Origin of the sequence: Pararhodobacter aggregans (assembly GCF_003075525.1) — a bacterium.
Classification (GTDB): domain Bacteria; phylum Pseudomonadota; class Alphaproteobacteria; order Rhodobacterales; family Rhodobacteraceae; genus Pararhodobacter; species Pararhodobacter aggregans.
Genome location: NZ_QDDR01000002.1, coordinates 1 through 16,673 on the forward strand (window position 1 = coordinate 1; position 16,673 = coordinate 16,673).

Annotated in this window: 14 protein-coding genes; 12 read left to right on the forward strand and 2 right to left on the reverse strand. The window is 67.6% G+C overall.

The features are described from left to right. Window positions 1-89: 89 nt before the first annotated feature. Window positions 90-587, reverse strand: coding sequence for a DUF1194 domain-containing protein (locus DDE23_RS04125; protein WP_157957967.1), 498 nt, complete (start codon window positions 585-587; stop codon window positions 90-92). 106 nt (window positions 588-693) lie between these two features. On the opposite strand from DDE23_RS04125, the gene DDE23_RS04130 reads away from it, so the two are divergent. The 10 genes from DDE23_RS04130 to DDE23_RS04175 all read left to right on the forward strand — a co-directional run bounded on the left by DDE23_RS04130 (window position 694) and on the right by DDE23_RS04175 (window position 13,700). Further along, the gene (locus tag DDE23_RS04130; protein ID WP_107750837.1) at window positions 694-1,086 is read left to right on the forward strand and encodes a DUF4864 domain-containing protein; all 393 of its coding nucleotides are present in this window, start codon (window positions 694-696) and stop codon (window positions 1,084-1,086) included. Between the two features lie 127 nt (window positions 1,087-1,213). Further along, a complete protein-coding gene (locus tag DDE23_RS04135; protein WP_107750836.1) occupies window positions 1,214-3,505 on the forward strand; it encodes a glycosyl hydrolase family 28-related protein in 2,292 nt (763 codons plus the stop codon). A gap of 457 nt (window positions 3,506-3,962) precedes the next feature. Continuing rightward, on the forward strand, window positions 3,963-5,927 hold the full coding sequence (acs, locus tag DDE23_RS04140; RefSeq protein WP_107750835.1) for an acetate--CoA ligase: 1,965 nt from the start codon (window positions 3,963-3,965) through the stop codon (window positions 5,925-5,927). Further along, the gene (locus DDE23_RS04145; RefSeq protein WP_107750834.1) at window positions 5,924-6,613 is read left to right on the forward strand and encodes an adenylate kinase; all 690 of its coding nucleotides are present in this window, start codon (window positions 5,924-5,926) and stop codon (window positions 6,611-6,613) included. Before acs ends, DDE23_RS04145 begins: the two co-directional genes overlap by 4 nt. Before the next feature lie 97 nt (window positions 6,614-6,710). Next, window positions 6,711-6,965 carry a DUF4212 domain-containing protein gene (locus DDE23_RS04150; protein ID WP_192883708.1) on the forward strand — a complete coding sequence of 85 codons (255 nt, stop codon included), beginning with the start codon at window positions 6,711-6,713 and terminating at the stop codon, window positions 6,963-6,965. An 18-nt stretch (window positions 6,966-6,983) separates the two neighbouring features. Continuing rightward, window positions 6,984-8,747 carry a sodium:solute symporter family protein gene (locus DDE23_RS04155; protein ID WP_107750832.1) on the forward strand — a complete coding sequence of 588 codons (1,764 nt, stop codon included), beginning with the start codon at window positions 6,984-6,986 and terminating at the stop codon, window positions 8,745-8,747. 67 nt (window positions 8,748-8,814) lie between these two features. Next, window positions 8,815-10,638: a DUF294 nucleotidyltransferase-like domain-containing protein gene (locus DDE23_RS04160; protein ID WP_107750831.1), complete on the forward strand. Its 1,824-nt coding sequence runs from the start codon at window positions 8,815-8,817 to the stop codon at window positions 10,636-10,638. An 18-nt stretch (window positions 10,639-10,656) separates the two neighbouring features. Next, the gene (locus tag DDE23_RS04165; protein WP_107750830.1) at window positions 10,657-11,211 is read left to right on the forward strand and encodes a hypothetical protein; all 555 of its coding nucleotides are present in this window, start codon (window positions 10,657-10,659) and stop codon (window positions 11,209-11,211) included. Next, complete coding sequence (locus DDE23_RS04170; RefSeq protein WP_107750829.1) at window positions 11,189-11,629, forward strand: response regulator transcription factor; 441 nt, start codon at window positions 11,189-11,191, stop codon at window positions 11,627-11,629. Before DDE23_RS04165 ends, DDE23_RS04170 begins: the two co-directional genes overlap by 23 nt. After that, on the forward strand, window positions 11,622-13,700 hold the full coding sequence (locus DDE23_RS04175; RefSeq protein ID WP_107750879.1) for a 3'-5' exonuclease: 2,079 nt from the start codon (window positions 11,622-11,624) through the stop codon (window positions 13,698-13,700). Before DDE23_RS04170 ends, DDE23_RS04175 begins: the two co-directional genes overlap by 8 nt. Here the strand turns inward: DDE23_RS04175 and DDE23_RS04180 are convergent. Next, entirely contained in the window at window positions 13,697-14,986 is a 1,290-nt protein-coding gene (locus DDE23_RS04180; protein WP_107750880.1) for a malonyl-CoA decarboxylase, read from the reverse strand. The genes DDE23_RS04175 and DDE23_RS04180 overlap by 4 nt on opposite strands. A 229-nt stretch (window positions 14,987-15,215) precedes the next feature. Here DDE23_RS04180 and DDE23_RS04185 point away from each other — a divergent pair, with 229 nt between their 5' ends. Both DDE23_RS04185 and DDE23_RS04190 read left to right on the forward strand, forming a co-directional pair. After that, on the forward strand, window positions 15,216-16,187 hold the full coding sequence (locus DDE23_RS04185; protein ID WP_107750828.1) for a TAXI family TRAP transporter solute-binding subunit: 972 nt from the start codon (window positions 15,216-15,218) through the stop codon (window positions 16,185-16,187). A gap of 26 nt (window positions 16,188-16,213) precedes the next feature. After that, window positions 16,214-16,660 (forward strand): DUF1850 domain-containing protein, encoded by a 447-nt coding sequence (locus DDE23_RS04190; protein ID WP_107750827.1) that lies wholly within the window; start codon window positions 16,214-16,216, stop codon window positions 16,658-16,660. The last annotated feature ends 13 nt before the right edge of the window (window positions 16,661-16,673 follow it).

Here is a 16,673-nt window from a genome sequence, read left to right on the forward strand (position 1 = left end):
TCGGCCGTATCCTCGACAACTTCGAGCGCCTCGCCAAAAAATGGGCCCCAAAGCCGCGCAAACCAAAAGCCGCACCCAGAAGCCTCTGATCAATATAGCACGGCTGCGGCCTTCGGCGGATGCTTACCGCGCTGGGGCTCGTCGCCCTGATTGTTCTGCCCGTCCCCCGCCATGTCGAGCGTGTACCACAGGCAGTCGGGCGCGCGGTCCATCAGCGCCCGGGCGTAGCTGAGCGCGCTGCCCACCGCGGTCAGGCCCTGGGCCTGTCGCTGATGGACCAGCACCTGTTGCGCCAGCCGGTCGATGGCGGCGGGACTGTCGAGGATCGCCCAATCGGCCACCAGCAGCTGCTCGCGCGCGCCCGCCCATTCGAAGACCGCCATGGCGACGGGCGCGCTGCCCTCCAGGATCAGGTCCCGGATCTCGGGGTCGAAGAGCGCGGCGAGGATGCCGTCGATCTGCAGCCGGTAATCCTGCGCATCGACCGAGCGCGAGACGTCAAAACCCAGCGCCAGCGCCAGGCGGCAGGCGCGGGCGGGATGGGCGGCGAAAGCGACCGCCACCAGCAGGGTCACGCGCAGCAGCATCGGCCCATTCTGCCACGGCGGGTGCGCCTCTGTCTCGGGCGATACGGGCGGCGGGTGATCTGATAAACTGCGGGCTGCGTATCCGACCCACAGCCAGGAGGTTCCCATGCGCCAGACCCTGCTTCTGCCCCTGTTCCTGAGCCTTGCCGGACCCGCCCTCGGGCAATCCGCGACCGAGGTCATCGACGCCCAGATCGAGGCCCTGCGCCAGGGCGACTACGAGACCGCCTTCACCTTCGCCGCGCCCGCCCTGCACGCGATCTTCGGCACCCCCGGCAATTTCGGCCGCATGATCGAGCAGGGGTATCCGATGGTGCTGGACCCGGCCGAGGTACGCTACCTCGACCATGGCGAGCGGGCCGGGTTCGAGGTTCAGAACGTCCTGATCGAGGACCGGACGGGCGCGGTCTTCCTGCTGGAATACCTGTTCATCGGCGAGGGGCCGACGCGGCGCATCGCCGGAGTGCGGCTCTTGCCCGAGACCGGCGTCGGGGTCTGACAGCAGCCGCGCCTTCGGCAACGCGCGCTCGCCTCAAGGCGCCTTAAGCCCCGCTTGATACCCCCTGTGACCGACAGGCCGCGTCCCTTGCGGCCCGCGCGTCGAGGTTTCAAGACAGGGGTCTGACATGAACAAGGCAGTGACCGAGGGGCTGATCCTGATGCCGCCGCCCTTCGCCGACGGGTTGAGCGTCTGGTCGAGTGGTGACGGCACGCCGGGCTCGGCGACCTATGACGGGGCACCGAACGCGGCCTATGTGCCGTCGGACCCCGATTTCGAGGGCTGTCTGGAACTGCTGAAGACCCAGAGCACGCAGAAACTGCGCTGGAAGGGCAATACGCCGGTCATCAACGGCCTCTATCTGCGGGTCTCGGCGCGGGTGAAGGCGATGTCGGGGGCGCTGCCCTCGGTGCGGATCGCGGGTTTTGCCGCGACGGCGGGCGACGGGGCGGTGCCCGGCGCGGTGGTGAGCGGGCCGAGCACCGCGCTCACCACCTATGGCCAGGTGGTCGAGGTCAGCGCCATCATCGCCACCGCCAGCCGCACCGGCGTCGCCATGAACTGGGCCGGGGCGCATCACGGCCATGTCGGGCTGGACCTGACCGGGGCCAATGGCGGCGTGGTGCGGATCGACGACATCAGCGTCGAGGACGTGACCAGCTACTGGCTGCGCGACATGATGGATTGGGTCGATGTGCGGGATTACGGCGCCATCGGCAACGGCTCGACCGACGATTACGCCGCCTTCGTCGCCGCCAGCAACGCGGCCGAGGCCTCGGGCCGGTCTCTGCTGGTGTCGGAGGGGAATTACTACATCGGCCAGACGCTGACCATCGAGGCGCCGGTGCGCTTTCAGGGGCATCTGAGCATGCCGGGCGGCGCCCGGCTGCAACTGTCCAAGAGCTTCGACTTCCCGACCTATGCCGCGGCCTTCAATTCCGAGGGGCTGGGGCTGCGCAAGGGGCTCGAGGCGCTGTTTTGGTACACCGACCACGACACCTTCGACCTGAAGGGCCGCCGCATCCTGCTCGATGCTCCCATCGACCTGGCCGAGACGACCGGCCTGACCTCCTATGCCATCCGGCGCGTGCTGAAGAACGGGTTAATCGAGGCCAACGAGACCTCGGCCTGGAACACGGTCACCGTGACCTCGCAGGCGACCTATTCGACCAGCCAGTCCTATGTGCTGACCGGCGTGACCAATGTCGCCAACATCCCCGTCGGATCGCGGGTCGAGGGGGCGGGCGTCGGGCGCGAGATCTATGTCCGCTCGCGCAATGTCTCGGCCCAGACCCTGCAGCTGAGCCAGCCGCTTTATGACGCGGTCGGCACCCAGACCTTCACCTTCCGCCGCTTCCAGTACATTCTGGACATGTCGGGCTTCGGCACGCTGGAGCGGTTCGAGATCGACTCGGTCGAGTTCCAGTGCAAGGGCATCTGTTCCACCCTGAACCTGTCCACCGACGGGCCGATCTTCACGCTGCGCAATTGCACCTTCAACCGGCCCAAGGACAAGGCGATCACCTCGATCGACCGCGGCTGTCAGGGCATGCTGGTGGACAATTGCATCTTCCTGTCGGCCGAATCCCCCGACCGCTCGCAGGACCGGACCTCGATCGCGCTGAACGTCAACGCCAATGACGTGAAGCTGCGCTCGAACCTGGTGCAGCGCTTTGCCAAATTCGCAGTGATGGGCGGCGGCTATCACCTGATCGAGGGCAACCACTTCTATCACGGCGACAACGAATCGAACGCGGTGCGCCAGTCGGGGCTGGTCTTCGCCGCGCCGAACACCGTGTCGACCTTCACCGGCAATTACGTCGACAACACCTTCATCGAGCATACCAACGAATACGATTCCACCCCGAACTGGAGCGGCGAATACAGTTTCGGCGGGCTCAGCATCACCTCGAACGTGTTTCTCGTGTCGAACGTGATCTCCAGCTTCCGCTTCGTCGTGGTGAAGCCCTATGGCACGGGGCACTTCCTGTCGGGGCAGGTGGTGACCGGCAATGTGTTCCGCGCGGTCAATGCCTCGCCCACCCGGCCCGATGCGGTCAATACCTCGATTGCCGACCTCGATTACTCGCGGTTCCGCAACGTGGTCTGGCAGGAGAACACCTATAACGGCATCACCATCCAGCCCGAAAGCCCGATGACCCTGCGCTACAACCAGAGCTCGGCGGCGGCCAACTGGACCATCGGCACGGATGGCCGGCTGCCCTTCGACGGCTGGGCCCGCACCGTCAGCGCCCTGGTGATGGAGGGGCAGCCCAATTCGGCGACCAACGAGGTGCGCACGGCGATGCCCTATGTGATGATCCAGCAGGGCAGCAACAAGAACGAGGTGCGCCTGACCTGGCCCAGCGCCACCCGGGGGCGGGCGGTGGTGACGATCCGGGTCGACAACCCGCTCTGACCCCTTCCTTCCCGTTGCGCGACAGGCGCCGGCATCCCCAGGATGCCGGCGTTTTGCGTTGGCGCTAGCGGGGCAAACGCGCCCGAGGCGAATCACCCGAGCTGCGAGCGCTCACGATTTTGCCGCGCCGCGGCGGCGCGCGATGCCGCCTTGCGGCGGGTCCGCGCGGTTCCGGGACCGGGCGCGGCGCGGGGTGCCCGGCGAGCGTGACCTCGCGTCATGGCGTTGACTTTTCCGTGACCCGCAGGCGGCTGAAAAACATGGCGGAATTGTGGCCCCCTCGGCGTGTGTTTACAGATTGCCCGAATAACCGGTGAAGAAATTTACAAAAAACTCGTTGAGAAAAAAAGAGTTACACAAAAATTGACCCCTGGAGTATGCTGTCCGTGGATGGAGGAGGTGCATTCCCTGACGACGCGGTTCGCGGTCGGGAATGCCTCATGGCAGGAGGATTGCGATGTCGGATCTGGCTCAAACCGGGGTCTACCCAGCGTCGGCGGAGTTCGTCGCCAAGGCGCATGTGGACGCCAAGGCTTATGACGAGATGTATGCCGCCTCGATCAAGAACCCCGAGGCCTTCTGGGCCGAGCACGGCAAGCGCATCGACTGGATCCGCCCTTATACCAAGGTCAAGAACTCGACCTTTGACTACGGCAAGGTCGACATCAAATGGTTCGAGGACGGCACGCTGAACGTCTCGGCCAATTGCATCGACCGCCATGTCGCGGCGCGGGGCAACCAGACGGCGATCATCTTCGAACCCGATGATCCCCTGTCGCACGAGGCCCAGCACATCACCTATGCGCAGCTGCTGGAACAGACCAGCCGCATGGCCAATGTGCTGAAAGCCAATGGCATCGGCAAGGGCGACCGGGTGGTCCTCTATCTGCCGATGATCCCGGAAGCGGCCTATGCCATGCTGGCCTGCGCCCGGATCGGCGCCATCCATTCCGTGGTCTTCGCCGGCTTCTCGCCCGACGCGCTGGCCAACCGGATCAACGATTCCGAGGCGAAAGCCGTCATCACCGCCGATTTCGCCCCCCGGGGCGGGCGCAAGACGCCGCTCAAGTCGAACACCGACAAGGCGCTGTTTGATTGCTCGGAAAAGGTGAAGTGCTTCGTCGTCAAGCATACCGGCGACCAGACCACCTGGATCGCCGACCGCGACGTCGACATGAAGGCCGAGATGGCAGCGGCCAGCCCCTATTGCCCCTATGCCGAGATGAACGCCGAGGATCCGCTGTTCATCCTCTATACCTCGGGCTCGACCGGGCGGCCGAAGGGCGTGGTGCATACCTCGGGCGGGTATCTGGTCTATGCCTCGATGACCCAGCAGATCACCTTCGACTACCATGACGGCGATGTCTTCTGGTGCACGGCGGATGTGGGCTGGGTGACCGGCCACAGCTACATCATCTACGGCCCGCTGGCCAATGGCGCCACCACGGTCATGTTCGAGGGCGTGCCGACCTACCCGGATGCGGGCCGGTTCTGGGCGGTCTGCGAAAAGCACAAGGTCAACCAGTTCTACACCGCGCCGACCGCGATCCGCGCGCTGATGGGGCAGGGGCCGGAATGGGTCGAGAAATACGACCTGTCGTCGCTGAAACTGCTGGGTTCGGTCGGCGAGCCGATCAACCCCGAGGCCTGGAACTGGTACAACACCCATGTCGGCAAGGGCAAATGCCCGATCGTCGACACCTTCTGGCAGACCGAGACCGGCGGCCACATGCTGACGCCCCTGCCCGGCGCGATCCCCACCAAGCCGGGCTCGGCCACCAAGCCCTTCTTCGGCGTGCAGCCGGTGATCCTCGACCCCGCCACGGCCGAGATCAAGTCCGAGACCGCGACCGACGGGGTGCTGTGCATCGCCGACAGCTGGCCGGGGCAGATGCGCACCCTCTGGGGCGATCACGAGCGCTTCCAGGAAGCCTATTTCGCCCAGTACCGCGGCTATTACTTCACCGGCGACGGCTGTCGCCGGGACGAGGACGGGTATTACTGGATCACCGGGCGCGTCGATGACGTCATCAACGTCTCGGGCCACCGGATGGGCACGGCCGAGGTTGAAAGCGCGCTGGTCGCCCATGAGAAGGTCGCCGAGGCCGCCGTGGTCGGCTACCCGCACGCGATCAAGGGGCAGGGCATCTATGCCTATGTCACGCTGATGAACGATGTCGAACCCTCGGATGCGCTGCGCAAGGAGCTGGTCGCCTGGGTCCGCACCGAGATCGGGCCTATCGCCAGCCCCGACCTGATCCAATGGGCCCCCGGCCTGCCCAAGACCCGCTCGGGCAAGATCATGCGCCGCATCCTGCGCAAGATCGCCGAGAATGATTACGGCGCGCTGGGCGACACCTCGACGCTGGCCGACCCTTCGGTCGTGGACGAGCTGATCGAGAACCGGATGAACCGCGCATGACGGGGGCGAGCGAGACCATGACCCAGGCCGCCGTCCTGATCCTGCTGGGCCCGCCCGGCGCGGGCAAGGGCACGCAAGCCCGCATGCTGGAAGAGAAATTCGGGCTGGTGCAGCTGTCCACGGGCGACCTGCTGCGCGCCGCGGTCGCGGCCGGGACCGGGGCCGGGCGTGCGGCGAAGTCGGTGATGGAGGCGGGAGGCCTCGTGTCCGACGAGATCGTGCTGGCGATCCTGAAGGACCGCATGGCCGAGCCCGACACCGCCCGGGGCGTGATCCTGGACGGTTTCCCCCGCACCCCCGGTCAGGCCGAGGCGCTCGATGCGCTTCTGGCCGGGCAGGGGCTGAAGATCTCGGCCGCGATCTCGATGGAGGTTGACGACGCGGCCATGGTGACCCGGGTTTCGGGCCGCTACACCTGCGCCCAATGCGGCGAGGGCTATCACGACAGCTTCAAGCAACCGGCGGTCGCCGGGTGCTGCGACAAATGCGGCGGCACGGATTTCAAACGCCGGGCCGACGACAACGCCGAGACGGTGGGGGCCAGGCTGACGGCCTACCACGCCTCGACGGCGCCGCTCATCGCCTATTACGAGACGCGCGGAGTGCTGCGGACGGTCGATGGCATGGGAGCCATCGACACGATCGCGGCCGAGCTTGGCGCCATCGTCGGGCAGGTGACGGCCTGACCGTCGCCGCCCCGCAGGACGGAGGGGCGGCGGAGGGTGAAAGAGGCGGGCGTCCCGTGCCGGGGCGTCTGCAGGAGGAAAAACCGGGAGGACAATCATGTCTGACAAATCGGCCAGTGCCTACTGGGCGGCGAATATCCGGCTCATCACCATTTGCCTGGTGATCTGGGCCGTCGTCTCCTTCGGCTTCGGCATTCTGCTTCGCCCGCTGCTCTCGGGCATCGCCATCGGCGGTACGGATCTCGGCTTCTGGTTCGCCCAGCAAGGCTCGATCCTGACCTTCATCGTGCTGATCTTCTTCTATGCCGCGCGGATGAACGCCATCGACCGCGACTTCGGCGTGAACGAATAACCGGGAGCCAGGGGACAGATGGATCAATTTACCCTTAACCTGATCGTGGTGGGCGCCTCGTTCGCCCTCTACATCGGGATCGCGATCTGGGCCCGTGCCGGGTCCACGTCGGAATTCTACGCCGCCAACCGCGGCGTGCATCCCGTGCTGAACGGCATGGCCACCGCCGCCGACTGGATGTCGGCCGCGTCCTTCATCTCGATGGCCGGCATCATCGCCTTCGTCGGCTACGACAACTCCACCTATCTGATGGGCTGGACCGGCGGCTATGTGCTGCTGGCGCTGCTGCTTGCGCCCTATCTGCGCAAGTTCGGCCGCTTCACCGTGCCGGACTTCATCGGTGACCGTTTCTACAGCCAGACCGCCCGGATCGTGGCGGTGATCGCTCTGCTCGTCATCTCGATCACCTATGTGATCGGCCAGATGGCCGGCGCCGGCGTCGCCTTCTCGCGCTTCCTTGAAGTGTCGAGCTCGACGGGCCTGTGGATCGCCTCGGCGGTGGTCTTCTGCTACGCCGTTCTCGGCGGCATGAAGGGCATCACCTATACCCAGGTTGCCCAGTATTGCGTGCTGATCGTCGCCTACACCATCCCGGCGATCTTCATCTCGCTGCAACTGACCGGCAGCTTCCTGCCGCAGATCGGCCTCTTCAGCAACGATGCCTCGGGCGCGCCGCTGCTGGCCAATCTGGACGGTCTGCTGACCGACCTGGGCTTCCGCACCTATACCGAGCACCACGCCAACACGCTCGACATGGTGCTGTTCACCATGGCGCTGATGATCGGCACCGCGGGTCTGCCGCATGTCATCATCCGCTTCTTCACCGTGCCGAAAGTGTCCGATGCCCGCGCCTCGGCCGGCTGGGCGCTGGTGTTCATCGCGCTGCTTTACACCGTGGCCCCGGCCGTCGGTGCCATGGCGCGCCTCAACATCATCAACACCATCTATCCCAACGGTATCGACGGCACGCCCCTGGCCTATGCCGACCAGCCGCAGTGGATGACCAACTGGGAAAACACCGGTCTGCTGGCCTTCGAGGACAAGAACGGCGACGGCCTGATCCAGTACTACAACGACGCCAACGCCCCGGCGATCGCCGCTGAATCGGGCTGGGCCGGGAACGAGATGACCACCTTCAACCGTGACATCCTCGTGCTGGCCAACCCGGAAATCGCCGGTCTGCCGGGCTGGGTCATCGCCCTGATCGCCGCGGGCGGTCTGGCCGCTGCCCTCTCGACCGCGGCGGGTCTGCTGCTGGCCATCTCCTCGGCCGTGTCGCATGACCTCATCAAGTCGGTGCTCAACCCGGGTATCTCGGAAAAGGGCGAGATGCTGGCCGCGCGGATCTCGATGGCCATCGCCATCCTGATCGCCACGATCCTCGGTCTGAACCCCCCGGGCTTCGCCGCCCAGGTGGTCGCCATCGCCTTCGGTCTGGCCGCAGCCTCGCTGTTCCCGACCATCATGATGGGCATCTTCTCGAAGTCGATGAACTCGACGGGCGCCGTGGCGGGCATGCTGACCGGTCTGGTCGTGGAGATGGTCTACATCTTCACCTACCTCGGCTGGTTCTTCATCCCCGGCACCAACACCCTGCCGAACACCGCCGACAACTGGCTCTTCGGGATCCAGCCGGCCTCGTTCGGTGTGGTTGCCGCGATCCTGAACTTCATCGTCGCCTATGTCGTGCTCGCCATGACCAAACCGGCGCCGAAGGAAATCCAGGAGCTGGTGGAATCGATCCGCGTGCCGCGCGGCGCCGGTGCGGCCCAGTCGCACTGAGCCCTGCCTGAACCCGGAGGGGCGCCACGCGCGCCCCTCCACCCCCCTCCGATCCCGGGAAATGCCGATGGAAACGCAGATCGAGACGATCCTCGCCTTCCTCGAGACCGTGCATCCCTATGACAGCCTGCCGCAGGACGAGATGGCGCGGGTCGCCGCCTCCTTCGGCCGCAGGGAATACTTCGCCGGTGACGAGATCTATGCCGCGGGCGAACCGCTCAAGGGCCTCTATCTGATCAAGCGCGGCTCGGTCGAGGTCACCGACCGCAACGGCGTCACCGTCTCGATCCTGGGCCCGCGCAATTCCTTCGGCGAGCGGGGCCTCCTGCGCGACGGGCTGGCGGTGACCACGGCCACGGCGGTCGAGCCCTCGGTCGTGCTGGTCCTGCCCGAGGTCTGCTGGCGCCAGCTGATCGCCACGGTCCCCGCCTTCGAGCGGTTCTTCAGCCGCAACCGCTCGGCCGAGACGCGGGGCAACGACCTGTCGACGCTGAAGGTCGCCGACCTCATGGCCCGCGCGCCGGTCACCCTGCCGCCCGAGGCCAGCGTGACCGAGGCCGCCCGCCTGATGCGCGAGCGGCATGTGAGTTCCGTGGCCGTGACGCGGGACGAGCTGCTGCTGGGCCTCGTCACCACGCGCGACCTGACGGAAAAGGTGCTGGCCGAGGAATTGCCGGGCGCCACGCCGCTGAGCGCGGTGATGACCCCCGATCCGCTGTCGCTCAGCCCCGATGCGCTGGGCTCGGACATCCTGCACACGATGCTGGAACGCCGGATCGGCCATCTGCCGGTGGTGCAGGACGGCCGCCTGAAAGGCATGGTCACCCAGACCGACCTCACCCGCTTTCAGGCGGTCAGTTCCGCCCAGCTGGTCCGTGATGCCGCGACCGGCGAGACGCCCGAGGAAATGGCCGCCGTCACCGCCCGCATCCCGCAATTGCTGGTGCAGCTGGTCGCCGCCAACAGCGCGCATGAGGTGGTGACGCGGCTCATCACCGACGTGGCCGATACCGTGACGCGGCGGCTGCTGAAACTGGCCGAGGCGCAGCTGGGCCCGCCGCCGGTGCCCTATGTCTGGCTCGCCTGCGGCAGCCAGGGCCGGCAGGAACAGACCGGGGTGTCGGATCAGGACAATTGCCTGATCCTCGACGATGCCGTGACGGCGGACGACATGGCCTATTTCCGGGCGCTCGCGCGCTATGTCTCGGACGGGCTGAACCTCGCGGGCTATGTCTATTGCCCCGGCGACATGATGGCCACGGCCGAGCGCTGGTGCCAGCCCAAGGCGGTCTGGCGGCGCTATTTCCGCGGCTGGATCGACACGCCCAGCCCCGAGGCGCAGATGCTGGCCTCGGTCATGTTCGACCTGCGGCCGATCGGCGGCACCGTCGCGCTGTTCCGCGACCTGCAGGAAGAGACGCTGCATCTGGCCGCGAAGAACTCGATCTTCGTCGCGCACATGATCTCGAATTCGTTGAAGCACCAGCCGCCGCTGGGCCTGCTCAGGGGCTTCGCCACGATCCGCTCGGGCGAGCACAAGAACCACATCGACATGAAGCACAACGGCGTCGTGCCTGTCACGGATATTGCCCGGGTCTATGCGCTGCGGGGCGAGCTGACCGAGGTCAACACCCGCGCCCGGATCGAGGCGGCCGAGGCGGTCGGCGTCGTCTCGGTCTCGGGCGCGCGCGACCTGATCGAGGCGTATGACCTGATCGCCCGCCTCAGGCTGGAAAACCAGGCGGCGCTGGTCAAGGCGGGGCGCAAGCCCGACAATTTCCTCGCGCCCTCGGATCTGTCGGATTTCGAGCGCAGCCACCTGCGGGACGCCTTCGTGGTGATCCGCACCATGCAATCGGCGCTGGGCCAGCGCAGCGGGGTTCTGGGATGACAAGAGAAGGGACGCGCGATGCTGCTTGATCTGATCGGGGCGCTGGCCGCCGGACTGGGCCTTCTGGGGCTGGTCCTGCTGGTCAACCGCGTGCTCCTGCGCGGCCGTATCGGGCGCTGGATCTATCCGGCGACGGTGGCGCTGGGCATGGTCAGCTACACGGTCTGGGCCGAATACACTTGGGCCGACCGCACCATCGCCGCCATGCCGCAGCTGGAACTGGCGCGCGAAAGCGGCTCGCCCGCCTTCTACCGGCCCTGGAGCTATGTCTTCCCGCGCACCACGCGGATGATCGCCATCGACCGTTCGCAGACCCGCACCCATCCCGAACAGCCCGGGCTGGTGATGACCCGCGTCGTGCTGATCGGCCGGTGGGAGCCGGTGCGCGCGGTAACCGTGGTCTACGATTGCCGGGCGCCCGCCCGGGCCGATCTGGTCGAGGGCGTGAGCCTCAATGCCGATGGCACGCTGGAGGGGGCGACCTGGGTGCCGGTCGAGGCCGATGACCCGGTGCTGGCCGCTGCCTGCGCGGCTCAGGAGGAGGGGAGCGATGAACCAGCCAACGGAGCCTAAGCGCATCCTTGTCGTCGAGGACGAGGACAATATCGCCGTCGCGCTGGATTACCTGATGACGCGCGAGGGCTACAGCCAGCAGCGCATCGCCACCGGCGCCGGTGCGGTCGAGCTGATCCGCGAGACGCGGCCGGATCTGGTGCTGCTCGATGTGATGCTGCCCGAGGTCTCGGGCTATGAGATCTGCCAGAACGTGCGGCTCGACCCCGCGCTGAACGGGGTGAAGATCCTGATGATGACCGCCCGCGGCTCGGCGATGGAGCGGCGCAAGGGGCTGGCGATGGGCGCCGATGGCTTCATCTCGAAACCCTTTGAGTTGAAGGCTTTGCGGGCCGAAGTTCGCCGAATCCTGGCCGGGGAGCCGGCCGATGACAGTCCCGATGCCAGCCGCGCGCCCGGTGAGGCGCGGCATGCTTGACCGGCTGAGCCTGCGCCTGCGGATCCTGTTGTTCTTCGCGCTGCTGGCCGGTGGCGCGCTGCTCGCCATGGCGGCGGGGCTTGCCGTCGCCGGGCGCCACGGCGGGCTCACGCCCGAGGCGGTGCAGGGCGCGCTGGTGGCGGGTTTCGCGATCCTCGGGCTGGTGGTCTGGGTCTGGTTCCTCTTCGATCACAACGTCGCCCGGGCCATCGACACGCTGGCCGCGGCGATCCGCGCCCGGGCCCATGCCGGGATCGAACGCGACCTGGCGGCCGAGGCGAAGGCGGCGCGCTACCTCGGCGATCTGGCCCCCGCGGCCGAGGCCGTGACCCGCTCGCTGGTCGAGACGCGCAATGCGCTGGCCGAGAGCGTGGCGCGGGAAACCACACGGCTTGCCGCCGAGAAATCGCGGCTGGAGACGCTGCTCGCCGATGTGCCGGTCGCCGTGCTGCTCTGTTCGGCCGAGCATCAGCTGGCGTTCTACAACGGGCAGGCGGTGGATATTCTGGGCGGCGGCACCGCGCCGGGGCTGGACCGCAACCTCTTGGATTACCTGCGCGAGGGGCCGATCCGCCATGCCTATGACCGGCTGGCCGGGGCGGGGGACCCGGATGCGGCCTCGGACCTTCTGTGCGCCACGGTCACCGGGGCGCGGCTGCTGGCGGGGCGGATGCGGGTGCTCCGGCGGCGGGAGGAGGGCGTGGCGCCCGGCTATGTGCTGACCCTGCGCGACGTGACCGCCGATATCGCCGCCCATACCAGCCGCGACGCGCTCTTGTCCGAGGTCTTCGACCGGGTGCGGCGTCCGGCGGCCAATCTGCAGACGGTGATCGGCGTGCTGTCGGAACTGGAGGGGGCCGAGGACGCGCCCGACCTGTCGGCGGCCATGCGGGCCGAGATCGAGGCGCTGACGCTGGCCATCACCGAGCTGGGCGCGCGTTATGACGCGATCCAGACCGATTGGCGGCCGCTGATGAACACCCGCTCGGGCGATCTGCTCGACGGGTTGAAGGGGCGGTTTCAGGCCGATGGTTTCAGCCTTGAGACAGAGAGCCTGGACCTGATCCTGCAGGTCGACGGGTTCGAGATCGTGGCTTTCTGGGCCTGGCTGGCGGGCCGGATCGCGGGCGAAGGGCTGGCAACCGCCTTCCGCATCGTCATCGAGGAAGAGGACGGGCCCGGCGCCGTCATGCGGCTGTGCTGGCAGGGTGAGCCCTTGTCGGTGGGGCGGCTCGACGGCTGGCTGCCGGGCGCCATGGGCCGCGATACCGGCGAGTTGACGGCGCGGGCGGTGCTGCAGACCCACGGGACCGAGGCCTGGCCCGAGGCGGGCGAGGGCTGCAACGCCGTGGTGATGCCGATCCGCTCGGTCCGCCGCGCCGGGCGTCGGGTGGCGCCGCTGAGCCGCAAGGTGGTTTATGACTTCGACCTGCTGTCCAAGGCTCGCAATGCCGCGGTGGCCGACACAAGGCTCGAAGACCTGACGCTTGTGGTGTTCGACACCGAGACGACGGGCCTCAGCCCCTCGTCCGACGCGGTGGTGCAGATCGCCGCCGTCCGGCTGGTCAACGGCAAGCGGGTGGAAAGCGAGGTCTTCGACACGCTGGTCGACCCGGGCCGCCCGATCCCGCCCGCCTCCACCGATGTGCACGGGATCACCGATTCCATGGTGGTCGGCGCCCCGGATATCGCCGAGGCCGGGCGGCGGTTCCACAAATTCGCCGAGGGCGCGGTGCTGGTCGCCCATAACGCGCCCTTCGACATGGAATTCCTGCGCCGGCAGGAGGGGGCGATCGGCAAGGTCTTCGACCATCCCATTCTGGACACGGTGCTGCTGTCGGCGGTGGTCTATGGCCAGCTGGAACAGCATTCGCTCGATGCGCTGACCGCCCGGCTGGGCATCACCATCCCCGAGGAGGCGCGCCACACCGCCATCGGCGACACCATTGCCACGGCTGACGCCTTCCTCAAGCTGGTGCCGATGCTGAAGGCGCGGGGGCTCACCACCTTCGGTCAGGTGGTGGCCGAGGTCCGCAAGCACGGGCGGCTCCTGAAGGATCTGAACGGCTAGCCCGGCAGCGCCTTGCGCAGCGCGTCCGAGGCGGCGATGGTCCCGGCCTCGGCAAAGCCCTCGTGATTGCGCTCGATCTCGTTCGGGGCATAGAGGTAGTTCACCATCAGCCCCTGCGATTGCCGCAGGCCATTCTCCGACAGGTCGCCCAGCGGGTTCAGCCGCTCCAGCCGCGCGCCATTGCCCAGATGGAAGCGCGCCACCGGATCGACCGGCCGGCCGCGCCGGTCGCGGGCCTTGAGGAAATAGAGCGCGGCGGCGGGGATCAGCGCGGCCTTGGCCCGGGCGGCGGCCTCAGAATCCTGGTGCCAGAGGGGCTGTTCGAGCACAGTCAGCGCCTCCCTCAGCGGCGCGGCCAGCAAGCCCTGATCGCCCGCCTTGCGCTCGGCCGCCAGCCAGCGGGCGAAGCCGGGCACGGGCGAGAGGGTGACGAAGTTGCGGATGCCGGGCAGGGCCTCGCGCAGCACCTCCACCACCTGCTTGATGAGGAAATTGCCGAAGGACACGCCCGCCAGCCCGCGCTGGGTGTTCGAGATCGAATAGAAGACCGCGGTCGTCGCCTCCTCGGCCGGGATCGGCTGGCGGGAAAGGTCCAGCAGCGGGCCGACGGCGCCCGGGATCTCGCGGGTCAGCGCCACCTCGACGAAGATCAGAGGCTCGTCCACCAGCTGCGGGTGGAAGAAGGCAAAGCAGCGCCGGTCCGTGGGTTGCAGGCGGTTGCGCAGGTCGTCCCAGTTCTGGATCTGGTGCACGGCCTCGTAACGGATGATCTTTTCCAGGATGCTGGCCGGGGTGTTCCAGTCGATCTGGCGTAGCGTCAGGAAGCCGCGGTTGAACCACGAGCCGAAGAGATGGGCGAAATCCTCGTCCACCGGGCGCAGGGCCGGGGTCTCGGGCAGGGCGCCCAGCAGATCCTCGCGCATGCCGACCAGCGCCGCGGTGCCACCCGGCGCCAGGTTGATGCGGCGGAACAGTTCCTGCCGCCGGGGTTCGGCGGCGGCGTGCAGCCCCTCCAGCGCCGCGGGCTCGCCGGCCTGCAGCGCGGCGACGGCGCGGGCCACGCCCTCGGCATCCGGGCCATACCGCTCGGCCAGCAGCAGCAGGAAGGCGTGGCGCTCGGCCATCGGCGCGGCGCCATAGGCGCGCACCAGAGAGCGGGCCAGCGCCACGCCCGAGGCCTCGCCCCGCCGCGACAGAAGCAGATCGGCCAATTGCACCAGATCCGGCGCGCTGACCGGCCCCTCGGGATTGCGCCATCCGATCAGCGCCCGGCCGCGTTCGCTCATCGCGTCCAGAAGATCGCCCAGGAAAGCCGGGCGTTCGGGCAGAAAGACCTTGATCACGGTGAGCCTCTGACATCGGGCACCGACCGGGGCGGTGCGGGTGGTTCGGGCCCTCGCCGACGCAACGCGAGGCCCGGGGTTTCTTGACAAGTCGCTGCTGCGACCTTGTTTCAAGGTTGCCTCTTTGACCGGTTCGGTCAAGGATGGGTCCATAAAAAAGGGAGGTACCATAATGTTCCATTCGTACCGGCTTTCGGCCGCCATGTTCGCCATTGCGCTGGGGACCGCTGTCCCGGCCATGGCGCAGACCCAGCTGTCCATCGCCACCGGCGGCACCGGCGGGGTCTATTACCCGATGGGCGGCGGCCTGGCCGAGATCATCAACAACCGCATCGACGGCTATTCGGCGACCGCCGAAGTCACCGGCGCCTCGGTCGAGAATATGGGTCTGATCGCCACGGGCGACGCGGATCTGGCCATCGCGCTGGCCGATACGGTCGAGCAGGCCTATTCCGGCACCGGCCGGTTCGAGGGCCAGCAACTGCCGATGGTGCGGGGCCTGGCTTCGATGTACGCCAACATGGTGCAGATCGTGGCGCTGGACAGTTCGGGTGTGACCTCGCTTTCCGATCTGCGCGGGCGCCGGGTATCGGTCGGCGCGCCGGGGTCGGGCACCGAGGTGAACGCCGAACAGATCCTCACCGCTAACGGCATCAGCTATGACGATATCGACGAGCAGCGGCTGAACTTCAACGAGACCGCCGATGCGTTGGCCAATGGCGATATCGACGTCGGCTTCTGGTCGGTCGGCGCGCCGACCTCGTCGATCCTGAACCTCGCCACCACGCAGTCGATCCATGTGATCCCGCTGACCGAGGACGAGATGACCGCGGCCATCGGCGCCAACCCAGTCTTCGCCCGCACCCAGCTGGCGGGCGGCACCTATACCGGCGTGGACGAGGCCGTCGCCGTGGTCGGCGTGCCCAACGTGCTGGTGGTGTCCGCCGAGATGGACGACGATCTGGCCTATGCGATCACCAAGGCCATGTTCGAGAACATCGCCGACCTGCAGGCCGTCCACCCGGCCGCGAACGAGACCACGGTCGAGTTCACGCTGAACGCGACGCCGGTGCCGCTGCACCCCGGCGCGATCCGCTATTTCGAGGAGATCGGCGCCACCATCCCGGACCGCCTGCGTCCGTGAGCCGTGGATCCCGAGGGCGGCCCGTCGTGGCCGCCCTTCTTCTCTGCCTCGTGCCGGGTTACGCCCCGGCCGCCGAGATCCGCGTGAGCCTTGCCGATAGCGGCGAGGTTCTGGCCCGGCTGCCCATCGAGGAGGGCGGGCGCTGGAGCGTGCTCTGGCACCACTCCGTCGATGGCTACGAGGTCGAGGACGTCTACGAGGACCGCGACGGCATCATGCTGCTGGTGCGCTCGCATCTGCCCGATTTCGGCGCGGGGCTGGGGCATATCCCGGGCCGCGGGCGCCAGACCTCGGACGGCGCGGGCGGCTACTGGATCGAGGATATCGACGAGCCGGTGCCGGGCAATGCCTATGTCCTGCGCCCCGGGCGCGCCGCGGTGAACCACCGGCTGCGCACCGAGGCTGACGAAATCTCGCTGACCGCGCTCGCCGAACACCGGCGGGTCCGCATCGCCCTAATTCCCGACCCCTGACATCCCGGAGCCG

Bases quoted from the DNA above. Each gene is read 5' to 3' on its own strand.
- DDE23_RS04130 (WP_107750837.1), top strand. From the start codon at position 694: ATGCGCCAGACCCTGCTTCTGCCCCTGTTCCTGAGCCTTGCCGGACCC.
- DDE23_RS04160 (WP_107750831.1), top strand. From the start codon at position 8,815: ATGGAAACGCAGATCGAGACGATCCTCGCCTTCCTCGAGACCGTGCAT.
- DDE23_RS04165 (WP_107750830.1), top strand. From the start codon at position 10,657: ATGCTGCTTGATCTGATCGGGGCGCTGGCCGCCGGACTGGGCCTTCTG.
- DDE23_RS04175 (WP_107750879.1), top strand. From the start codon at position 11,622: ATGCTTGACCGGCTGAGCCTGCGCCTGCGGATCCTGTTGTTCTTCGCG.
- DDE23_RS04155 (WP_107750832.1), top strand. From the start codon at position 6,984: ATGGATCAATTTACCCTTAACCTGATCGTGGTGGGCGCCTCGTTCGCC.
- DDE23_RS04170 (WP_107750829.1), top strand. From the start codon at position 11,189: ATGAACCAGCCAACGGAGCCTAAGCGCATCCTTGTCGTCGAGGACGAG.
- DDE23_RS04180 (WP_107750880.1), bottom strand. From the start codon at position 14,986: ATGAGCGAACGCGGCCGGGCGCTGATCGGATGGCGCAATCCCGAGGGG.
- DDE23_RS04135 (WP_107750836.1), top strand. From the start codon at position 1,214: ATGAACAAGGCAGTGACCGAGGGGCTGATCCTGATGCCGCCGCCCTTC.
- DDE23_RS04125 (WP_157957967.1), bottom strand. From the start codon at position 587: ATGCTGCTGCGCGTGACCCTGCTGGTGGCGGTCGCTTTCGCCGCCCAT.
- DDE23_RS04150 (WP_192883708.1), top strand. From the start codon at position 6,711: ATGTCTGACAAATCGGCCAGTGCCTACTGGGCGGCGAATATCCGGCTC.
- DDE23_RS04145 (WP_107750834.1), top strand. From the start codon at position 5,924: ATGACGGGGGCGAGCGAGACCATGACCCAGGCCGCCGTCCTGATCCTG.
- acs (WP_107750835.1), top strand. From the start codon at position 3,963: ATGTCGGATCTGGCTCAAACCGGGGTCTACCCAGCGTCGGCGGAGTTC.
- DDE23_RS04185 (WP_107750828.1), top strand. From the start codon at position 15,216: ATGTTCCATTCGTACCGGCTTTCGGCCGCCATGTTCGCCATTGCGCTG.